Genomic DNA, 19,673 nt, shown 5'->3' on the forward strand with positions numbered 1-19,673 from the left:
TCGCTAAATATTACACTTAATGCAGGTAGTGAGACTAGTGAAATATAGGGTTTATTTGAATTTTTGACGTAAAAAGTTAAATTATCCGAATTATTTTTAGACTTTTGTCAGTATTCCTGTGCTATAGCGTGATAAAATCGTTACAAATATTCACATCGATAATGATTGCCTGTACTATCCATTGTGACATATTATGGCAGTATATCTTTCGATATGATTACTTCTAGCTAGAAAAATAAAAAAGGTTAACTCTATGACTTTGCTTTGGATACCCTTGTTATCCTTACTTGGCAGTATTATTTCTTCAATGACGGGTAAATTAACGCGTAATCAATCTACTGGTTTGACGTTGTTAATGCCAATCACCGCATTATTAATGACGATTAGCTTAGCGCCTGCTGTTTTCTCTGGCGAAGTTATTCGATCAACATTTTCCTGGATCCCTTTACTCGGTATAGATATCGCCTTTCGTTTAGATGGCTTAGCGCTGCTGTTTGTATTTATGATATTAGTCATTGGCATATTAGTTATTTTTTATGCCCGTTATTACCTCAGTAGTAATGATTCTATGCCTAAGCTTTATGCCTATCTGATGTTATTTATGACGGCGATGCTGGGTATTGTTATGTCAAATAATGTTATCCAGCTGTGGTTCTTTTGGGAACTTACCAGTATTAGCTCATTTTTGTTAATTAGTTATTGGTGGCATAAAGCAGAAGCGCGTAATGGCGCAATAATGGCCTTAACTATCACCGGCGGTGGTGGGCTAGCATTATTAGCCGGTTTGCTGTTGTTGGGGAATATCGTTGGTAGTTATAATTTAGATATTATTTTAGCCAGCAGAGATATTATTCAAGCACATGACTGGTATGAAGTAACCTTAATATTAATACTACTTGGTGCTTTCACTAAGTCAGCACAATTTCCTTTTCATTTTTGGTTACCACATGCGATGGCGGCACCAACACCGGTAAGTGCTTACCTGCATTCGGCCACTATGGTCAAGGCAGGGGTTTTCTTATTAGCGCGTTTTTATCCGGCTTTAGCGGGTACTGACATATGGTTTATTATTGTCAGTTTAACCGGTCTAACAACGTTATTGTTTGGCGCATATGTAGCGTTATTTAAACATGATTTAAAAGGTTTATTAGCCTATTCGACCATTAGCCATTTAGGTTTGATCACCTTACTTTTTGGTTTGGATACCAAGCTTGCGGCAGTAGCGGCGATATTCCATATAATTAATCACGCAACTTTTAAAGCTTCTTTGTTTATGGCAACGGGTATTATTGACCATGAAACGGGTACACGTGACATGCGGAAACTTAATGGTATGTGGCGATTTATGCCCTATACCGCTACTTTGGCAATGGTTGCGGCAGCGGCGATGGCTGGTGTGCCACTGTTAAATGGTTTCTTATCGAAAGAAATGTTTTTTGCTGAAACTTTACATCAACAGTTGCTTGGCTCTATGTCTTGGCTTATTCCAGTTCTTGCTACTATTGCTGGGGCTTTTGCGGTGGCTTATTCAGCACGCTTTATTCATGATGTTTTCTTTAATGGCGACCCGATTGATTTACCCAAACAACCCAGTGAGGCACCAAGATACATGCGGTTGCCAATCGAAATACTGGTTGTTTTATGTTTAGTCGTGGGCATAGTGCCAAACTTTGTTATCGACGACATTTTAAAGTCAGCTTCCTTTGCTGTACTCGGTGGCTATGTACCTGAGTTTGAAGTTTCTTTATGGCATGGTTTTAATTTACCACTATTGATGAGCGCCATAGCAGTAAGCGGTGGTTTGTTGATGTATACCCAGCGCCATTACTTGTTTCAATTTCATGCTTCATTGCCGTCTTTGAACGGTAAAAAACTGTTCGATAATAGTATTAGTGCGCTGACTAAATGGTGCCAAGTTAAGATAAACACTATAGAAAATGGCTCTTTACAACGCTATTTAGTGTTGATGTTTGTCGTGGTGTTATTTTTTGCTGGCTGGCCATTATTTGAAATGAATCAGTTAAGCGGGCAAAAACCCCTGACTCCGGTTGATGTTCATAATGCGATGGGGGCGGCATTATTAATGATAGGTGCAATTAGTACCGTGATTTGGTATCGCACACGAGTGATATCATTACTGATGCTCTCGGTCGTGGGTTTAATGGTGTCTATCGCGTTTACTCGCTTCTCAGCACCCGATTTAGCCTTGACTCAATTAACCGTTGAAGTAGTCACCGTTATTTTACTTATGCTGGCATTGTTTTTCTTACCACAGAACTCGCCAAAAGAATCCAGCTCTATGCGTGTGTTGCGTGACATAGGCATATCTGCCGGTTTGGGCATTGTAATTGCGAGCATCTGTTATGCATTAATTACCCGCCCACTTGAGTCAATCTCAGACTTTTTCTTAGCAAATGCTAAAACAGGTGGCGGTGGTACTAACGTTGTTAATGTTATTTTGGTGGACTTTCGTGGCTTTGATACCCTAGGTGAAATTTGTGTATTAGGTATTGCCGCGCTGGGTATTTACAAGCTGTTAATTAATTTACCGTTATATATTCCTGCTACTGATAGTGAAGGGCGGCCTTGGGCGAAAGAACGCTACCCGGTGTTATTGGCTAGTATTTCTCAATCCTTACTACCGTTAGCATTACTGGTATCGTTTTATATTTTCTTACGTGGCCATAATATGCCCGGTGGTGGATTTATCGCTGGCTTAGTGACCGCAGTCGCCTTTATTTTGCAGTACATAGCGCATGGCTCAAACTGGATTGCTGAGCGCTTAACCATAAATTATCGCAAAATTATTGCCTCAGGCATTGCTATTGCGCTATTGACTGGTGTTGGCAGTTGGTTCTTTGGCAGACCTTTCATGACTACTTGGTTTGAATACTTTGATATTCCTTTTATTGGCGAAATTGAACTAGCCAGTGCCTTGGTATTTGATATAGGTGTTTATATTACGGTTGTCGGCTCCACATTAATGATTTTGGCAAGTCTCGGTAAATTAACTGCAAATGAGCCGGCTAATGCTCCTAGTAAAGAGGTAAATATTTAATGGAATTACTTTACGCATCCAGCGTTGGCGTTTTAGTGTCTTGTGGCGTGTTTTTAATCTTACGCTCTAGAACTTTCCCTGTTGTCTTAGGGTTAACTATGTTTTCTTACGCGGTTAATTTATTTCTTTTCTCTTCTGGACGACTTAGCCTTAACCAAGCTGCGGTACTTGGCACCAGTACAGAATATGCTGATCCACTGCCGCAAGCTCTAGTGTTGACCGCTATTGTTATCGGTTTTGCCATGACGGCCTTTGTGGTTATTTTAGCAATCAGAGGGCGAACAGATTTAGGCAACGACCATGTAGATGGTCAGGTGCCTGACACAAACAACCACAACAACGACAATAATAACAAGGTTAAAGTATGACCCAGCATTTAGCCTTTTTACCTGTCTTATTGCCTATGTTGGCAGGTGTTATTTTATTAACGTCACCTTTTGGTAAGAATATAACCAGCAGAAGAGTTACGTCTGTAGTACTAAGCACAATCACCTTTTTAGTTTCATTGGCTTTATTACTAAAAGTTCAAGCCGATGGCACGCAAGTTTATGCAATCGGTGAATGGAGTGCACCTTTTGGAATTGTGCTGGTAGCTGATCCGTTATCTACCTTGTTAGTGAGTTTAACTGCCTTACTCGGTCTAGTATGTGTCTTATATGCCAGTGCGGGAGATGATGAAAAAGGCAGCTTCTTTCATCCTTTAGTGCACTTCTTAATTTTAGGTGTAAACGGCGCATTTTTAACCGGAGATATATTTAATTTATTTGTATTTTTCGAAGTGTTACTTATTGCCTCGTATGCATTATTAATGCATGGCGGAGACAAAAGAAATACCCGCGCAGCCTTACACTATGTGATTTTGAACCTGGTCGGCTCGGCAATATTTTTGATAGCTCTGGGTGTGCTATACGGTGTCTTAGGTACACTCAATATGGCTGATATGGCTCAGAAAGTGGCACTTCTACAAGGTGATGACGTTTACCTCGCTAAGATAGGTGGTCTGTTGTTACTGGTGGTGTTTGCTTTAAAGGGCGCTTTGTTACCGCTACATTTATGGTTACCCAATACTTATGCTACCGCTATGCCTGTTGTCGCGGCATTATTTGCCATTATGACAAAAGTCGGCGTTTACTCAATGATGCGTGTTTATACGCTAATTTTTGGCGATGAAGCCGGTGAGTTGAGTCATATAGCGCAAACTTGGATGTGGTGGTTCGCAATGGCAACTATTGCAATGGGCGGAGTGGGTGTTTTAGCGAGTAAAGATTTAAGGAAATTAACCGCCAATTTGGTGATTGTATCTGTAGGTACTTTAGTGGCACTGGTTGCCGTACAAACCATTGAAGCCACTTCTGCCGCTATCTATTACTTAGTTCATTCAACGTTAGTCACGGCGGCACTATTCCTGTTAGCTGATTTAATTGGTCGTCAACGTGGTGATGTTGCTGACCGTATAACTGCAGGTCCGGCAGTGGCTCAGCCAAGGTTGTTAGGTGTTTGCTTCTTGGTTGCTGCTATTGCAGTAATAGGTATGCCACCATTGTCTGGCTTTATTGGTAAAGTGTGGCTGCTGAAAGCAACCTTAGATGCTGAATATACTTTTGTTTTTTGGCCGCTTTATTTACTGGTAAGTTTAGCAATATTGCTTAGTGTGGCTAAAGCGGGCAGTACTGTTTTTTGGCATCATCAGGACTCACTTATAGAAAGTAATGCAACTGATAGTGTTGAGCAAAGCCGCGTTCATCCGGCACAGCTAGCGGCATTGATTATTCTTATTTCGGGTGCGCCATTGATGACTATTTTTGCTGGACCATTAAGTGAGTATGCAATTGGCGCAGCTAGCCAATTACATGACTTTAACAACAATATTAAAATTATCCTTTCAGGAGGTCATTAATGCGGTCACAAATGCGCTTAGAAGCAAAGTTTAGATGGCTACCGACTCCTTTAAGGAGCCTGTTATTATTTATTGTCTGGTTATTATTGAATAACAGTGTCTCAGCTGGACATATTGTCTTAGCGGTTATTTTAGCCATAGTTATTCCATTGGCGACTAGCCCATTTAGGACAAAGCAGCCATTAGTTTTAAAACCCGGTTTGGCGTTTCGTCATTTAATGCTGGTTCTATATGACATCATTACTGCCAATGTTCAGGTTGCTATTTTGATATTAGGTCCTAATAAAAAATTAACCCCCGGTTTTGTTAAGGTGCCGCTAGATTTAACACATGATATGCCTATTACTATTTTGGCTAGTACAGTGTCATTAACACCGGGCACAGTCAGTGCTGAAGTGTACCCTTGGCGAGAATGTTTGACCGAAGGTAAAGAACCAGAAGAACGTTTTTTACTGATACACGTGTTAAACCTTGAAGATGAACAGGCCTTAATAAACACAATTAAGCAACGTTATGAAGCGCCTCTTAAGGAGATATTCCAATGCTAGAAACTGTGATTTTAATTGTCTTTGCCATGATAGGTTTATCGTTATTATTAAATGTATGGCGTTTATTGGTGGGACCTTCTGTACCCGATAGGATACTTGCACTCGATACTATGTATATCAATACCATTGCCTTGATCATCTTGTACGGCATGAGTATGGGCACGGCATTATATTTTGAAGCCGCGTTGTTAATAGCAATGCTAGGCTTTGTAAGTACGGTAGCTGTATGTAAGTACCTGCTACGTGGCGATATAATTGAATAGGTCGTCGAATAGTTAGCCGAATAAATAGCAGAATTGATAATCGAATAAAAGACGAATGAAAATTCGAATAGAAAATAGAATAGGAACTTAGCTCATGATTGAATGGATTATTTCAATATTATTATTACTTGGTGGTTCTTTTGTACTGGTTGGCTCTATTGGTTTAGTGAAAATGCCTGATTTCTTTATGCGCCTTCATGGTCCAACTAAAGCGACAACCTTAGGCATGGCATTGTTGTTAACTGCTTCAATGGTCTTTTTTAGCTCTACACAAGCAGGATTTAGTGCTAAAGAAATACTGATCTCGTTATTTCTCTTACTAACGGCACCGATCAGTGGCTATATGATGATTAAAGCGGCCATTCATCATAAACTCGATAGTATAGAGCGCACTAAAGGCATAGATAACATCGAAGATGATGTTTAATGCTCTGTAGCTTGCTGGTTTAAAATAATTAAATTAGCTAACGCTAAGTAATGTTAGTTAATGTTCGGTAAGGCTAAGTATTAATAAGTACTTTTTAGTTTCGCCAAGTTAGTAGTCAATTTATTTTTGAAGATAAAAAATCCCTAACAGTTTTAATTGTTAGGGATTTTTATTAGCGGCTACTGTTAGCCTGAGCATCGCTTGATAACAGTTCTATTATTAAGCAGCTCTTAAGTAAAAGTTAAAAGTTAAAAGTTAAAAGTTAACGGTTACTTCATTTGAACATGCAGTTGATGCATCACAGATTTGGTAAATAAACTGGTTACCATCTATGCGACGTTCACGATCACGATAAATACCCGCATTTTCAACGGTATCAATCTTTATACCATTACGGAAGATGTCTACCATTTCGGCAGTAGTACCTTGCCAAGTAATATCAACACGTAAGCGACCTAAACGAGACTTATATGCACGTTTAACCGCAGCCTCAATATTGGCTGAGGATACACTTACCGACATAGTTTCGCTGCTGTTTAAGCCTTCACTATCAGTCACGGTAAGAGTAACGTCATAGTTACCCGTTGCTGCGAAAGTATGCACAGGATTTTGTTCAGTCGATACTGTACCGTCACCGAAGTTCCAGTCCCAGCTAACCATATCGTCATTTCTATCAGAGCTATTATCAGTAAAGGTAGCGGTTAGTTGTTCAGCTTCATAAGTAAAGCTAACCTCTGGTGCGCTCGGAAGTGTATCACCAAGACCGGTAATGGTAAGTGCCCAATTATTTAATGTTCCGGTGTCAGCTGCTGCATTATCGCTAACAGTTAATATCCAGTCGCCAGTTGCTACTTCGCCATTGAATGCCGCTGAACTAAAGGTACTATCGATGTTATCGTTGCTGCCACCTGAGCCACTGTGTAATGCTGCAGAGGTACCTGCAGGAGACGTTAACATAACCGTTAAGTCGCCAATCCAAGTATGAGTGATATTTACATAAATATCAGAGGCAAAGACGGTAATATCATCGGCGACATTAATGATTGACGTTATACCTGTTGCATCGTTGTCTGGAATATCAACAAGGGTGTCATTAGTGTAGGTAAACTCATTTAAACCTTGTGGGTTAACCATTAAGCGAACTGTAGATTCTTTGACTAAATCACCACTGGTTGCTGTTACCGTAAAGCTATAGTCGCCCCATTGTGTTTCAGCCGTAGTTGGTACTGTTAATTCAAATGTAGCTCCAGGCGTTGCGGTATTAGTTGATAGAGTTGCGCCACCTAATGAGTCAGCTAAGGTTAGATTAACTTCGCCAGTCCAATCGGCAATTGAACCAACATCGAAACTGTAAATCGCTGTTTCGCCGGCTGTAATAACACTTGAACCAGGTGTTGGTGATAGTGTGAAGCCAGGGGTTGGATCGGCATTTTCAAGTGCACTTCTAACGTTTAAGCGTTTACCTGATACAGTTTTTCCGGCAAGTGCGGCGTTATCATCACCTGAGCTCATCAATAACGCTTTCATTTCAACTGCGCTTAGTTCAGGGTTCACTGACCATGCTAGCGCTGCGGCACCAGTAACGTGTGGCGCAGCCATTGAAGTACCTGAATACGAGGAATAGCCGCCACCCGGTACTGTCGATAGAATGTCTGAGCCTGGCGCACCTAAATCAACTGTTGTTAAACCCCACTGTGAGAAACCAGACATGTCATCAGTATGCGTTGTACTTGCAACGGATACGACTGAGTCGTGTGGATAGCCAGAAGGATAGCTTGCTTGTGCATCATTGTCGGAAGCACTGTTACCTGCAGCTGCAACAAATAGAATATTTGCTTCTTCAGAAGAGGTGATCGCATCAGAAAGTGCTTGGCTAAAACCACCGCCGCCCCAGCTATTGTTGGTTGCACGTACATTTACACCATTGTTTTTTAAATCAACAAAATAATCAATACAGGTTAACGCATCTGAAAGGCTACCTGATCCCGATGAATCAAGGAATTTACAACCAATAATTGAAACATTGTGGTTAACACCAACAACGCCTAAACCATTGTTGCCTGTTGCACCGATAGTACCTGAAACATGGCTACCATGGCCTGCGTCATCCATAGGATCACCAATACCGGTAATAGCATTGATACCATGAACATCATCGATATAGCCATTGCCGTCGTTATCAATACCATCACCGGCGATTTCTGCAGGGTTAGTCCAGATATTTGCCATTAAATCTGGGTGGCTATGATCAACACCGGTATCAATAACACCGACGATGACATCATGGCTACCTGTTGAAATATCCCATGCTTCAGGAGCGTCGATATCAGCATCGGCTACACCACCTGTTTGTCCAGTATTGTTCAAACCCCAAAGCTCGGAGAAGCTGCTATCGTCAGGCGTTACGCTGGCAGTAACAATATAATCAGGCTCTGCATATAGCACCGCTGGGTTTTTACGTAGCTTTTCAAGGGCATTTTTTACTGAAACACCATTAAGGCTAAATTTCGCTATACGACCTTTTTTCAAGTTGCGATATTTATCATCTATTTCATCATTGTTTAGATCAGAAATTCTTGCTTGCACAATGCTACGTGCATTGCGTCGGTCAAGTTTAGATGCAGTGTCTTTATAGACAACAATAATAGAGTCTGCTCTATAACTAGGGCTTTGTGCTGAGCTGAGCTCTATTGATGCATTCGCCAATACAGGTATTAACGCTAATGTTAGCGCTGATAATTTTGCTTTCATTTTTTTGCTCCATGTTTTAATTAATATCATGTTTAAAGTATTTTTAACCTAGGGGGGTAACTACTAGGCAGCATGCTTTTATTTTAACTTTCTACTTACTATGGATTTGTGCAACGTCATTACTTTAATCATAAAAACAGGCTTGTTTCTATAGAAAGGAGATAAACACGACTTTTTCATGACTTTAAAGATAGATTTTCATGTTTTTTACTACTTTTTTACTACTTTTATATGTGTTGTTATTAGAGTGCTTTAACTAGTCCTTTTGTATTGGTTTTTGGTTTTTAATCTAGAATATTCTTTAGGGTTATTGTTTGTTATTACTCTATCTGTTTGTTTTTATTGTTTTAAATTTGAATACTAAAATAGGGTGATATTTATTGTTAATAGAATGTTGTAGAGTTTTTAATGCAACGTACTAAAGCTAACTTAGCTTATTTTTGGATTGTTTAGGTTTGTGGGGAGAATCTAGATGAAGTGCTTATTTATAATCGTTTAGTGATTGTAAAAAGCTGAAGTAACACCAATTAAATTAGGTGTTACATCCATCGATAAGGGGAGTTAACTACAGTGATATAGATAAAGGTCTTTACCGTAAAACCTTTGCATAACACGACAAAATTATCTTAATAATACTACTTGTTTTTTTTAACCATATCCTTGGTTATTGTTGTTAAAACTACTATGGAAAGATGAAAACGACACTAGCAGCTAAAACCATAAACTGCTTATCTATTAAAAATAATCTTTGTGAGTTAATTGTTTGCTTACATAAAACAAAAAGAATAGGGATATATTGTGAATTTTAATAAATCAATAATCACTTGTGCTGTTGTTATGGCACTCGGTCTAAGTCAAACGGCTTTCGCGGCTGAAACTGTGAAAGAAGAAAAAGCCGTAGCTGTTATTCAATCAGATCTGATGGTCAATGCCTTAGGTAATGTGATTACCTTGTCACAAACTTCTAGCGAAGGTTCAAATATCGGTAATGAAACGACTATTTTCCAAGAAGGTGATGTAAACGGCACTGGCTTTACTGTAATCGGTGAAGGTAATGTCGCTGAAATTAATCAAATAGGCAATGACAACCTAGTCGTTGGTACTTTTAAGGGCAATAACAATGAGCTCTACATTGCACAAGATGGTGAAATTAACGAAACTGAAAATAACGTAACAGGTGATGAAAACAGCGTTGAAGTGACTCAGCTAGGTGCGGGTTACTTAGGTATTGGTAATCGTGCCGTCAATGAAATAGTTGGTGACGGTAATGAGGTTGTTATTGACCAAGGTGAAGGTGGTCATTGGGCTATTAACTCAGAAATAAAAGGTTCTAATAATACTATTGATATTGTCCAAGATGGTGAATGGAATGAGAGCTACTTAACGACTATTGTCGGTGACGATAATGCCATTGAAGTGACTCAAGATGGCTATTGGAGTGTTACAACTATCTCTTCGATTGAAGGTGATGCCAATGAGTTATCGATTGATCAAGAAGGTGATCGAAATAATATTACTATTGCTTCAATTGAAGGTGATGCCAATGAGTTATCGATTGAGCAAGAAGGTGATCGAAATAAGATTACTATTGCTTCAATTGAGGGCGATGACAACGAAATTTCTATCGACCAAGAAGGCAATAACAACATCGTTGAATCTTCGATATATACAGGGATGTCTAACTCTGTTGATGTCATGCAAAACGGTGATGGCAACAGTGCCAGCTTTGATGCCATTGGTGATGATAACGACTTTAATTTCACCCAAGTAGGTGACAGCAATATTAGTTACATTGCTACTATTGGTATGAATAATGAGTACAGCTCTGTGCAAGTAGGTGACTTAAACGAAAGCCATGTGATGAACTTTAATGGTGATGATAATGACATTGACGTGATGCAATCAGGTAGTGAAAATGTTGTTGTTGTGCAAGCTTCAGCTGAGAATAAGGAGTTACTTACCAGCGAAAATGATATTGATATTTCTCAAACCGGTTTTGCTAATGACGCTGTAGTTATGTTGAGTACGATTATTGATAGTAATGCCAACACCATTGATATTGATCAAACAGGTGAGTTGAACTCATTAGATATTTTAGTTGAAGGCAGTAACCATCAAATTGGTATCGAGCAAATAGGTGATGAAAACTTAATCACTGGCGAGGGTGGTGCCACTATGCTTATTGGAGGCAATAATATTGAATTTAATATAAGCCAAATAGGTAATGGCAACATTGTTGAAGGCTCATTTATCAGTGATTCTGGTGTGATTTCTATTACCCAACTGGGTGATTGGAATACTGCTGTAATTGTTCAGCAATAATTGCAATTAATAGGTATTTGAATAAGGGGCTTATGGCCCCTTTTATCTATCATAATATGACTAAATATATATGTTCCTTGCTGGTAGCTATTACCCTGTTATTTACTTCTTTGTGTCATGCTACTAGCGAAGTCGAAATTGGTGGTTTACTACTGGATAATACTAAGAGCCGTTTAGGTCATGATTTTTATTATGAGTTCAGTCAGTTATGGCGAGATATTCCAAATACGCAAGGTATCAATGTGCAAATAATTGAGCAACTTGTACCAAGGGCAGGTACTAGACTTAGCCTTAGGCTGAATGGTCGAACCATTTATGTTACCCATTTTGGCCGCCGGCAAACACCTGTTAAAGAAAAAGTAGAACAAGCGATATTTATATTGATTGATGCCATGAAAAGGTCTCAATATCAACAGGATAGTCTTGATATGGCTGGAGATGGTTGGTAGTCATTAATAGAATCAGAAAGGTAGTAATAATGAAGAAGTTAATTTTGGCGTTAGTGATTAGCATTAGCGTAAGTGGTTATGCATCGGGCTCTGAATTGGTTTACAAACCCATTAACCCAAGTTTTGGTGGCAGCCCATTAAACGGCAATTTTCTGTTAGGTAAAGCACAAGGCCAAAATAAACATAAGGCACCACAAAGTACGAAAAGCTTTGAGGAAAAGGTAGCTAATGCCATTGAACGTGCAACTATCAGCGATATTGTCCGAAAATATAAAGATACAGTATTGGGTGAAAGTGTGGTCATTAATAATGCTGAAGATAGCACTTTTATTAGTGGTGATTATCAAATTGATATTTTATCGTCTAATAGTGACACTATCACGATTGAAATCACTGATCTATTGACAGATAAAGTGACCATAATTGAAATACCGAAGTTTGGGTAACTCAGTGAAATATTCAATAAAAAAGCCAGTGAAAAATTCAATGAGAAACCCAATAAAAAAGCCAATAAAAATAATTATGTTAATCGGCTTACTTAGCTTATTGTCGGCCTGTAGCGTACTTGAATCGACCAGTCGCCTCATTCCTCCAGACAAGTCGTTAGCGACGAAGATGATGCCATTAGAAAGCTTTAAGGAACTGAAAGCGCTACCTAAACCTAAAGGTGCAATACCTGTTTCGGTTTATGCTTATCGAGACCAAACCGGTCAATACAAACCGCAAGCTAATGTAAGCTCATTCTCTACCGCGGTAACACAAGGGGCAACGTCTATTTTGATGCAAGCATTAAGTGATTCTGATTGGTTTTTACCGGTGGAACGAGAAGGTCTACAAAATGTATTAACTGAGCGAAAAATTACCCGTGCGGCAAATAAGGCTAACAAAGCCACAGAACATATTGAATTACCGCCATTAACTTCGGCAAAAATACTCCTTGAAGGCGGTATTATTAGTTATGACTCTAATACCAGGACCGGTGGCTTTGGTGCGGAATATTTCGGCATTGGTGCTTCTGAGCTTTATCGTGAAGATCAAATAACGGTTTACCTTCGTGCCGTTGACGTGCGCACAGGACAAGTACTGGTGTCAGTATCAACCAATAAAAAAGTATTGAGTCAAGAAATGCGTGCTGGTTTTTTTCGCTATGTTAGTTTTAAGCGTTTAGCTGAAGTAGAAGGTGGCTTTAGTGACAATGAGCCTATGCATGTTTGTGTGCAACAAGCGATTGAAAAAGCCATTACCGAATTAGTTATTAAGGGGATAAAGAGAAACGTTTGGCGCGCTAATATTTAATGCGTTTGTTACAACTACAGCTTAAGTTTGTAGTTGTTTCGAAATAAAAAAGCCAGTGACTAATCACTGGCTTTTTTGTGCTGTTTTTCGTTAATAGATAGTTACGGCATAATTTAATGTCCAACTAATCAATTCGATGCGATTTCTGGAACTGGTTTTTCGAAAAATACTGTAGAGGTGGGTTTTTACTGTATTAGGGCTAATGTGCAGCTGATCGGCAATCTCTTGATTTTTGGCACCCGATGAAACTAAGCCAATTATGGTGTTTTCTCGTCGGGTAAGGCTAGGTAAGTGTGTGAGTCTCTTAGGGTCGAGAGCTGTAAGCAGACTCGGTCGTCTCTCTTTTTTAAGTAGCTCATTCAATGCACTATTCATCGTTTCTCGCTTAAACCAGCGCTCATTTTTTTGTAGTTTGGTGATACCACGTAAGATAATATCAAGACGATCATTGAGGTAAAAAATGCCGGCAAGGCCTGATAATAACAACTTCTTTTCATCGAATTTGTTTTTTGGCGCATTAAAAAAAATAGTTCGTACGTTATGTATTGTTTTTTGTATGGCTAAGGGGATCACATCACCCCAAGTGCAGTGATATAAATCGATAAAAATTAAATTATAGCTTCTGCTTTGGCTGTCATCAGGTAATGATTTTTCTACTGTGGTATCAATATTACAGGTTTGCACTAAACCAGTAAAATGATGAATGGAATGATGAAACTCACCGGTATTGATATTATTCTCGCCACCACTGATTAAAAAAAATGCCTTGAGTTTAGGCGTATTAATTAAGCCCATATATTATATCTTCCTTGATGATAATTTGTATCTTTTTAAAAACTGACACTACTGTTAATTAATACCATGATACATTGATAATAAGCTATCTATATTTACATAAATGTAACATTTACGTGTACAGGTAAATACGGTTAAACCTCTAGCGGTAAATAATTGCATGGCTAGCAACATACAGGGTTAAGATGATTTGACCTTGAGTAATGAAACCTTCGACAGTTTCATAAAAATAGCCAGTGCAAGCACTAAGGCTTTTAGATAGAATAAGCTTTTTATTTTCAGCTGCACTGCGCATGTCATATCAATATCAAGATTTAATCCGTATTTTTAATCACACTTTCACTACCAGTATGAATACTCAGTTGGTTAAAGGGGGGGATGAACCTTTATATGCGCCAATAAGTGACACATACGAATATCACCGCATAATTTTTGCTCATGGTTTTTTTGCGAGTGCCTTACATGAGGTTGCACATTGGTGTTTGGCTGGAGCTTCGCGGCGTTTATTGGAAGACTTTGGTTATTGGTATATTCCCGATGGGCGTGATCAAGCACAGCAACTAAAATTTGAACAAGTAGAAATAAAGCCACAGGCAATTGAATGGGCGTTTTGTGTTGCTGTAGGGAAAAAATTTGATGTCTCGGTAGATAACCTATCTGGCACGGGTAATACTGACCGTGTTGCCTTTAAACTGGCTGTTTATCAGCAAGTGGAAATTTACTTAAGCTCAGGCTTCCCCCGTGATGCACAAATATATATTGCAGCGCTGGCTGACTTTTATCAAACGCCATTACCATTAACCCGAGTACAGTTTGCGCTGTAGCATTAAGCAGGTAGAATCATGAAAAAATTTAAGCTAGGTTTAGTGATCAACCCTATTGCCGGCATAGGTGGAAGTGTTGCTCTAAAAGGCAGTGATGGCATGGTTATGCATGCATTAGCGTTAGGAGCAAAACCGCAAGCCAATGATCGAGCAAAATTGGCGCTTGAAATATTACTGCCTTATCAAGATGAAGTTGTTATCTATACAGCCAATGATCAAATGGGTGAGCAGTGTGCTCGTGAGTTGGGTTTTAGCGTTGAAGTACTTTATCAAGCAGAACACATACAGACGAACAGTGCAGATAGCCAGCAAGCCGCGCAGGCTTTACTTCGTGAAGGGGTAGATATTATATTATTTGCGGGTGGCGATGGCACTGCCCGAGATATTGCTAATGTTGTCGCCAGTGATGACGATTATCAGCAAGTGCCTGTGCTAGGTATACCGGCAGGGTGTAAAATTCATTCTGGTGTTTATGCCATAACGCCAAAAGCTGCAGGTCGTATTATTGAATTGATGGTCACCAAGGAGTTAGTGACTTTAACCACTGGTGATGTCATGGATATCGATGAGAGTTTATTCAGACAAGGTATCGTTAAAGCCAAGCGTTATAGCGAGATGAAAATTCCCAGTGAATTGCGCTATGTGCAAGCCGTTAAATCGGGCGGTAAAGAAAGTGATGAATTTGTGCTGCAAGATATTGCCGCCAATGTTATCGAAGAAATGAACGATTACGATGATAGGCAGTTTATCATCGGCTCTGGCTCTACTACTGCTTTTTTAATGGCAGAATTGAATCTTGATAATACCTTGCTCGGTGTTGATATTGTTAGCGAGCAAACACTTTCTGCTGCTGATGTTACTGAAGCCCAGCTCTTTAAAGCGATCAGTGCTTATCAAGGTATCAGCAAACTGGTTATCACCTTAATTGGCGGCCAAGGTCATGTTTTTGGTCGAGGTAATCAACAATTAAGTCCCCGTGTTATTCGTACTATTTTAGCGCAGCCAGGCGGCCGTGATAATATTATGATTATCGCTACTAAAGCCAAGTTAGCGGCTTTGGCAAATAAGCCATTGATTAGCGATACCGGTGATGCCGAGTTAGATCAGCAGTTATCTGGATTTATGCCAATAACAACAGGCTATAAAGACCAAGTACTTTACCCACTTGCTAGCCCTCAGTAATATACACAGCAACAATAATTTTATAACTTAACATATTTAAAGTGATTTACATGCCAACAAATACAAGCTCTTCAAACAATTCAAGTGAGAAATTAACGACCATTGCCGATTTTTATCAGTATTTAGATGGTTTATTCGATCTAGATGATACTGACAGTGATACATTATTTTCGGGAGGTTACTTGCGCGGGTTATTTTCTCTAGTGGCTACCGAGTTTGGCGATGAGAGCCAAGCTATTACAAGCGCCTTGGTTACAGGAGTAAACGAAAAATTAACTCAAGCTAAAACCGAATTATCACCACAAGATCACGCTATAGTGACTAATTTTTGGCTGAAGATTCAACAGCGGTTTCCACTTTAGTCCAAGCTTTACGCACTTTTATATTTATAATGAGCGGTTAGTGATTGATGTTACTCTTTTTTAGAGATGTTTTTTCTAGCATTTCTAACAAGTTGCCCGATGATTTACCCGCTCTAGTGCTATAAAGTTGCACCAGCTCTTTAAAACTTACTTGGGTCAGTGTTTCGCTTTGCAGTAAGTGAATGTACTCACTAATATTTTTTTTGCTAATAAGAGCTAGTTCAAAGCTATTGTAGTGTTCATTGACAAAAACGTTATGACTTATGCCTTGTTCTTCATTATAAATTGCCATTATTGCCATAGCTCCCATCATAAAGTGGCCGCCAATACTTGCCGTCAACTTATTATTATTTATGCTTATTATTGCTTTTGGCGTCCAATCAAAACCACCTACTAAAATATCAACCCCTACTACCTTGCCGCTGTCTTCAATTGCGTCAACTACTGCTAAGGCCATATGATCAGAGGCACACCAAATGATGTTGATATTAGGATAGCGTTTTAATAATCCTATTGTCTTTTGATAGGCGTCCTCTGCAGACCAACCAGCATGAACAATTTGTGTTAATTGAGCACCACTCTCCTTGATTGCCTTTTGTAATCCGCTATTTCTTAAGCTAGATTCTGAACCAAAGTGACCACTAATTCCGGCGACAATAGGCTTTTTGTTAGCGCTTTTAACCATATTTATCAATGATTTTGCTAACATGTGACCAGCACTGCTATTATTGAAATATATTTCACCAAGCCAGTTTTTATATTTATTGCCAGGAGTACCAATAAGGGTCTTTTCTTCTTTAGCTATGGTTTGCTCTAAGGTTATTACTTTCACTTGTTGCTGCTGGAGAAAATCCATAGTTAATTTTGCATGGCCTGGGTAGTTTAGCAATACAATATAATCAGGGACTGGGTTATGCTCAAAGTATTTTTTTAATTCATCTAGTTGGAAAAAGCGCGTGCCATGACCGTAAATTATTGCTAAATCAATATTTAACTCAGTAGCTGCTTGCTTAGTTATTTTCTCGATTTTATGCCAGAAAGGATCATTTTCAATAGATGGATTAACTAATAAAACCCGTATTTTATTGGACGTGTTTTTTTCGATGTTACTTTCGCCAACATTACCTTCAACACTACTTTCAGCAATGTTATTTTCAGTAATGTTACTTTCAGAAATCTCAGCTTCGCTTGCCAAAGCTGAATGACAAAATAACCCCATCATCATTACCAGTGCCAACTGTTGTAATGCCTTGCTAAGACTGGTTATTACCTTGGTGTTTTTGAACATAGTGAGAAAAAATCGATGGATATTACCTACAGCATACACGATCTTTGCTCCGAGACTTTTCTTTTAATAATGTCTCTGATGATAAAGCGGTTAGGGCTTAAGTTAAATATCATTTGGTTATCCATAGGGTAGGGAATGTTACACAACTCGGCTGTTAAAATATCGGCAGCTAACGGCGCTGAGCACAAGCCACGGGCACCAAGCCCAAGTAAAACATAGAGGTTATCTATACACGGCGCAGGCTGACTGTATTTCCAATTCTTATCTTTGGCTAAATGTGGATAAGCTTTTATATGTTCACTGATATTGGGCACTGCGCCAACTAGGGGCAGATGGTCTTGCGACATACAGCGTAACCTCGCCTTACTGGCAGTAATATCTTGTTCTTGCCAATTTATTGTCGCTGATAACTCGGGTAAACACTTGTCTAACATGGTTAAGTTATAGTTATCATCAGCCTTATTCGGGATGATATTGGTATCATTTTTCTGAAAAGTAGCACCTATACAGTGGATGCCTTTATTTTCTGGGGTTAAGTAGCCTTTATGACATATAACGGTAGCTAGCTTATTTATCTTGTTATTTGTCGTCATACTGGTGATTTGACCGCGGGTAGCTGTCAGAGGCAGGGATTTTAGTTGCTCAATTTCAATCGAGTCTGCGCCGCCGCAGATGACCAAAACACTGGCGTTAAATTCGCCTTGCTTACTCGATAAACGCCATGAGGTACTACTTTCATTTGTGGTGCCGCTTTTATCAGCCGTACTGCTTTCTCCTACAGTGCTAGCTGCAGTTAAACTAGGCACTTGTTGTATCTTAGTAATATGGGTATCGGTCACTATTTTTAAGCGCTTACTTGCTTTAGCCGCGTTAAACATTTTTTTAACTAAGTCTTGTGGTGATATCCAGCCGGCGTTAGGCATAAAAAGTCCGCCATAAGGTAATTCTATATTGGCAAGTTCACTGGCTTGTTTAGCATTAACACCATGGATTAGTTCTTTAGGCCAAGTATTCAGCTGTTCAAATGTTAATTGTCTTTTCGCTAATGCTGCTTTATAAGATACTTCTAATAAACCACACCATTGATGGTCGAATGAATGGCCTTGCTCAGAAATTTCTGTATAGAGCGCTTTAGCCCGCCAGAAGGCTTGCTGATAAAAAGCACTGATATCATCTTTTTGTTGGTGCAATAAAGGGTATAAAGCGCCAATAGCATTACTTGAAGCACCTTGAGCAAGTGAGGCATCTTTACAATATAAGGTAACGTCTACCCCTTGTTTAGTGAGCGCATAAGCTAAGCACGCCGAAGCTATACCGCCGCCAATAATACTCACATGTTTAGGTTTTATAATTGCGGGTCTTAATTGGTAACCTTTAGTTGTTAACGGGTTACTTTGCATGACAGCAACCAGCATCGCTTGGTCTTTATCGGCGGCTAATTTCTGCTCAAAGCGAAAGCCGATATCGCCAAGATGTCTTTTTACTAAATCTGCTGTAGTACATGTGGTGAGTGTCGCTTGCTCTTTTGACAGCCGGCCAATTTGAACAAATAAATCACTGCTCCACATGTCAGGATTTTTTTGTGGAGCAAAACCGTCTAAATACCAAGCATCGACTAAGCCATGTTTTGAGCACCTTAGCGAAGAGTAACCTAAGGCTGCATCATCAAATATAAGTGTTAAACGTACTTGGCCATTTAAAAAGGTTGCTTGAAACTCTTGTTCAAATTGCTCAACAGCACCTTCGGGGTAACTATTGGTGAGTGCTAAAGCTAATTGCTCTAATTGCGGCAATAGAGATAAAGACTGAACTAGTTGCTCTTTTGACAGCGGATATTTCTCAACACTAATGAAATGCAAGGGAGCAAGTGGTGTCGTTGAGGCTAGTTTCGCTTTTTGGTACGCCTGTAAGGTTAATAGAAAATTTAAGCCAGTACCAAAGCCGGTTTCAGCTACTGTGAAAGTTTTTTCTGCTGCTTGTAAACGTAGTTTTATGTGACTTTTTTGTATGAAAATAAAATCACTTTGCTGGCAACCAGACTCTCTATCAAAATAAACTTCATCAAAACGCTGGCAATAAGGGCTACCATCTTCTTGGTAGGATAATTTACTGCGGGCATTTGTTTTATCTAGTTTTTTCATGAAAAATTCTTTTGCTTAAGTGATAGTTTTAGTGCATGTTTAAGGCTAGTTTACCTTATATGTTTTATCC

Annotated in this window: 18 protein-coding genes; 13 read left to right on the forward strand and 5 right to left on the reverse strand. The window is 39.3% G+C overall.

Translation table 11 applies throughout. The features are described from left to right. Nucleotides 1-253 precede the first annotated feature (253 nt). The 6 genes from HRT55_RS00320 to HRT55_RS00345 all read left to right on the forward strand — a co-directional run bounded on the left by HRT55_RS00320 (nucleotide 254) and on the right by HRT55_RS00345 (nucleotide 6,193). A complete protein-coding gene (locus HRT55_RS00320) occupies nucleotides 254-3,058 on the forward strand; it encodes a monovalent cation/H+ antiporter subunit A (RefSeq protein WP_291617950.1) in 2,805 nt (934 codons plus the stop codon). Next, nucleotides 3,058-3,426: a Na+/H+ antiporter subunit C gene (locus tag HRT55_RS00325; protein WP_291617952.1), complete on the forward strand. Its 369-nt coding sequence runs from the start codon at nucleotides 3,058-3,060 to the stop codon at nucleotides 3,424-3,426. Before HRT55_RS00320 ends, HRT55_RS00325 begins: the two co-directional genes overlap by 1 nt. Then, on the forward strand, nucleotides 3,423-4,955 hold the full coding sequence (locus HRT55_RS00330) for a monovalent cation/H+ antiporter subunit D (RefSeq protein ID WP_291617954.1): 1,533 nt from the start codon (nucleotides 3,423-3,425) through the stop codon (nucleotides 4,953-4,955). Before HRT55_RS00325 ends, HRT55_RS00330 begins: the two co-directional genes overlap by 4 nt. Before the next feature lie 11 nt (nucleotides 4,956-4,966). After that, nucleotides 4,967-5,503, forward strand: a complete 537-nt coding sequence (locus HRT55_RS00335; protein WP_291618785.1) for a Na+/H+ antiporter subunit E — start codon at nucleotides 4,967-4,969, stop codon at nucleotides 5,501-5,503. Further along, nucleotides 5,497-5,766: a K+/H+ antiporter subunit F gene (locus HRT55_RS00340; RefSeq protein WP_291617956.1), complete on the forward strand. Its 270-nt coding sequence runs from the start codon at nucleotides 5,497-5,499 to the stop codon at nucleotides 5,764-5,766. The genes HRT55_RS00335 and HRT55_RS00340 overlap by 7 nt, the downstream gene beginning before the upstream one ends. 94 nt (nucleotides 5,767-5,860) lie before the next feature. Further along, nucleotides 5,861-6,193, forward strand: a complete 333-nt coding sequence (locus HRT55_RS00345) for a Na+/H+ antiporter subunit G (RefSeq protein WP_291617958.1) — start codon at nucleotides 5,861-5,863, stop codon at nucleotides 6,191-6,193. A gap of 255 nt (nucleotides 6,194-6,448) precedes the next feature. Here the strand turns inward: HRT55_RS00345 and HRT55_RS00350 are convergent, their stop codons facing one another. After that, nucleotides 6,449-8,944: a S8 family serine peptidase gene (locus HRT55_RS00350; protein WP_291617960.1), complete on the reverse strand. Its 2,496-nt coding sequence runs from the start codon at nucleotides 8,942-8,944 to the stop codon at nucleotides 6,449-6,451. A 798-nt stretch (nucleotides 8,945-9,742) separates the two neighbouring features. Here HRT55_RS00350 and HRT55_RS00355 point away from each other — a divergent pair. From HRT55_RS00355 to HRT55_RS00370, 4 genes are read left to right on the forward strand one after another with little or no spacing between them, the layout of a single operon-like run. After that, nucleotides 9,743-11,266: a curlin repeat-containing protein gene (locus tag HRT55_RS00355; RefSeq protein WP_291617962.1), complete on the forward strand. Its 1,524-nt coding sequence runs from the start codon at nucleotides 9,743-9,745 to the stop codon at nucleotides 11,264-11,266. Nucleotides 11,267-11,298: 32 nt separating this feature from the next. After that, nucleotides 11,299-11,715, forward strand: coding sequence for a curli production assembly/transport protein CsgE (locus HRT55_RS00360; protein ID WP_291617964.1), 417 nt, complete (start codon nucleotides 11,299-11,301; stop codon nucleotides 11,713-11,715). 29 nt (nucleotides 11,716-11,744) lie between these two features. After that, entirely contained in the window at nucleotides 11,745-12,161 is a 417-nt protein-coding gene (locus tag HRT55_RS00365; RefSeq protein WP_291617966.1) for a curli assembly protein CsgF, read from the forward strand. A 40-nt stretch (nucleotides 12,162-12,201) separates the two neighbouring features. Next, a complete protein-coding gene (locus HRT55_RS00370; protein ID WP_291618786.1) occupies nucleotides 12,202-13,011 on the forward strand; it encodes a CsgG/HfaB family protein in 810 nt (269 codons plus the stop codon). 90 nt (nucleotides 13,012-13,101) lie between these two features. Here the strand turns inward: HRT55_RS00370 and HRT55_RS00375 are convergent, their stop codons facing one another. Then, entirely contained in the window at nucleotides 13,102-13,806 is a 705-nt protein-coding gene (locus tag HRT55_RS00375; protein WP_291617968.1) for a LuxR C-terminal-related transcriptional regulator, read from the reverse strand. A gap of 142 nt (nucleotides 13,807-13,948) precedes the next feature. After that, complete coding sequence (locus HRT55_RS00380) at nucleotides 13,949-14,101, reverse strand: hypothetical protein (protein ID WP_291617970.1); 153 nt, start codon at nucleotides 14,099-14,101, stop codon at nucleotides 13,949-13,951. Between HRT55_RS00380 and HRT55_RS00385 the strand changes: the two genes are divergently transcribed. From HRT55_RS00385 to HRT55_RS00395, 3 genes are read left to right on the forward strand one after another with little or no spacing between them, the layout of a single operon-like run. Continuing rightward, nucleotides 14,100-14,630 carry an elongation factor P hydroxylase gene (locus HRT55_RS00385; RefSeq protein WP_291617972.1) on the forward strand — a complete coding sequence of 177 codons (531 nt, stop codon included), beginning with the start codon at nucleotides 14,100-14,102 and terminating at the stop codon, nucleotides 14,628-14,630. The two genes, HRT55_RS00380 and HRT55_RS00385, sit on opposite strands and share 2 nt — an antisense overlap. A gap of 18 nt (nucleotides 14,631-14,648) precedes the next feature. Further along, nucleotides 14,649-15,812, forward strand: a complete 1,164-nt coding sequence (locus HRT55_RS00390; RefSeq protein ID WP_291617973.1) for an ATP-NAD kinase family protein — start codon at nucleotides 14,649-14,651, stop codon at nucleotides 15,810-15,812. A 50-nt stretch (nucleotides 15,813-15,862) separates the two neighbouring features. Next, nucleotides 15,863-16,174, forward strand: a complete 312-nt coding sequence (locus HRT55_RS00395) for a YfcL family protein (protein WP_291617975.1) — start codon at nucleotides 15,863-15,865, stop codon at nucleotides 16,172-16,174. Between the two features lie 37 nt (nucleotides 16,175-16,211). On the opposite strand, the gene HRT55_RS00400 is transcribed toward HRT55_RS00395, so the two are convergent. Further along, entirely contained in the window at nucleotides 16,212-17,501 is a 1,290-nt protein-coding gene (locus HRT55_RS00400) for an ABC transporter substrate-binding protein (RefSeq protein WP_291617977.1), read from the reverse strand. After that, nucleotides 17,489-19,603, reverse strand: coding sequence for a bifunctional tRNA (5-methylaminomethyl-2-thiouridine)(34)-methyltransferase MnmD/FAD-dependent 5-carboxymethylaminomethyl-2-thiouridine(34) oxidoreductase MnmC (mnmC, locus tag HRT55_RS00405; protein ID WP_291617979.1), 2,115 nt, complete (start codon nucleotides 19,601-19,603; stop codon nucleotides 17,489-17,491). The genes HRT55_RS00400 and mnmC overlap by 13 nt, the downstream gene beginning before the upstream one ends. Between the last annotated feature and the right edge of the window lie 70 nt (nucleotides 19,604-19,673).

It is taken from the genome of Colwellia sp. (genome assembly GCF_013214175.1).
In the GTDB taxonomy this organism is placed as follows: domain Bacteria; phylum Pseudomonadota; class Gammaproteobacteria; order Enterobacterales; family Alteromonadaceae; genus Colwellia.

What these genes read in the sequence shown, in the direction of transcription:
- HRT55_RS00320 (WP_291617950.1), top strand. Translation starts at nt 254, where the DNA reads ATGACTTTGCTTTGGATACCCTTGTTATCCTTACTTGGCAGTATTATT.
- HRT55_RS00325 (WP_291617952.1), top strand. Translation starts at nt 3,058, where the DNA reads ATGGAATTACTTTACGCATCCAGCGTTGGCGTTTTAGTGTCTTGTGGC.
- HRT55_RS00330 (WP_291617954.1), top strand. Translation starts at nt 3,423, where the DNA reads ATGACCCAGCATTTAGCCTTTTTACCTGTCTTATTGCCTATGTTGGCA.
- HRT55_RS00335 (WP_291618785.1), top strand. Translation starts at nt 4,967, where the DNA reads ATGCGCTTAGAAGCAAAGTTTAGATGGCTACCGACTCCTTTAAGGAGC.
- HRT55_RS00340 (WP_291617956.1), top strand. Translation starts at nt 5,497, where the DNA reads ATGCTAGAAACTGTGATTTTAATTGTCTTTGCCATGATAGGTTTATCG.
- HRT55_RS00345 (WP_291617958.1), top strand. Translation starts at nt 5,861, where the DNA reads ATGATTGAATGGATTATTTCAATATTATTATTACTTGGTGGTTCTTTT.
- HRT55_RS00350 (WP_291617960.1), bottom strand. Translation starts at nt 8,944, where the DNA reads ATGAAAGCAAAATTATCAGCGCTAACATTAGCGTTAATACCTGTATTG.
- HRT55_RS00360 (WP_291617964.1), top strand. Translation starts at nt 11,299, where the DNA reads ATGGCCCCTTTTATCTATCATAATATGACTAAATATATATGTTCCTTG.
- HRT55_RS00365 (WP_291617966.1), top strand. Translation starts at nt 11,745, where the DNA reads ATGAAGAAGTTAATTTTGGCGTTAGTGATTAGCATTAGCGTAAGTGGT.
- HRT55_RS00370 (WP_291618786.1), top strand. Translation starts at nt 12,202, where the DNA reads ATGAGAAACCCAATAAAAAAGCCAATAAAAATAATTATGTTAATCGGC.
- HRT55_RS00375 (WP_291617968.1), bottom strand. Translation starts at nt 13,806, where the DNA reads ATGGGCTTAATTAATACGCCTAAACTCAAGGCATTTTTTTTAATCAGT.
- HRT55_RS00385 (WP_291617972.1), top strand. Translation starts at nt 14,100, where the DNA reads ATGTCATATCAATATCAAGATTTAATCCGTATTTTTAATCACACTTTC.
- HRT55_RS00380 (WP_291617970.1), bottom strand. Translation starts at nt 14,101, where the DNA reads ATGCGCAGTGCAGCTGAAAATAAAAAGCTTATTCTATCTAAAAGCCTT.
- HRT55_RS00390 (WP_291617973.1), top strand. Translation starts at nt 14,649, where the DNA reads ATGAAAAAATTTAAGCTAGGTTTAGTGATCAACCCTATTGCCGGCATA.
- HRT55_RS00395 (WP_291617975.1), top strand. Translation starts at nt 15,863, where the DNA reads ATGCCAACAAATACAAGCTCTTCAAACAATTCAAGTGAGAAATTAACG.
- mnmC (WP_291617979.1), bottom strand. Translation starts at nt 19,603, where the DNA reads ATGAAAAAACTAGATAAAACAAATGCCCGCAGTAAATTATCCTACCAA.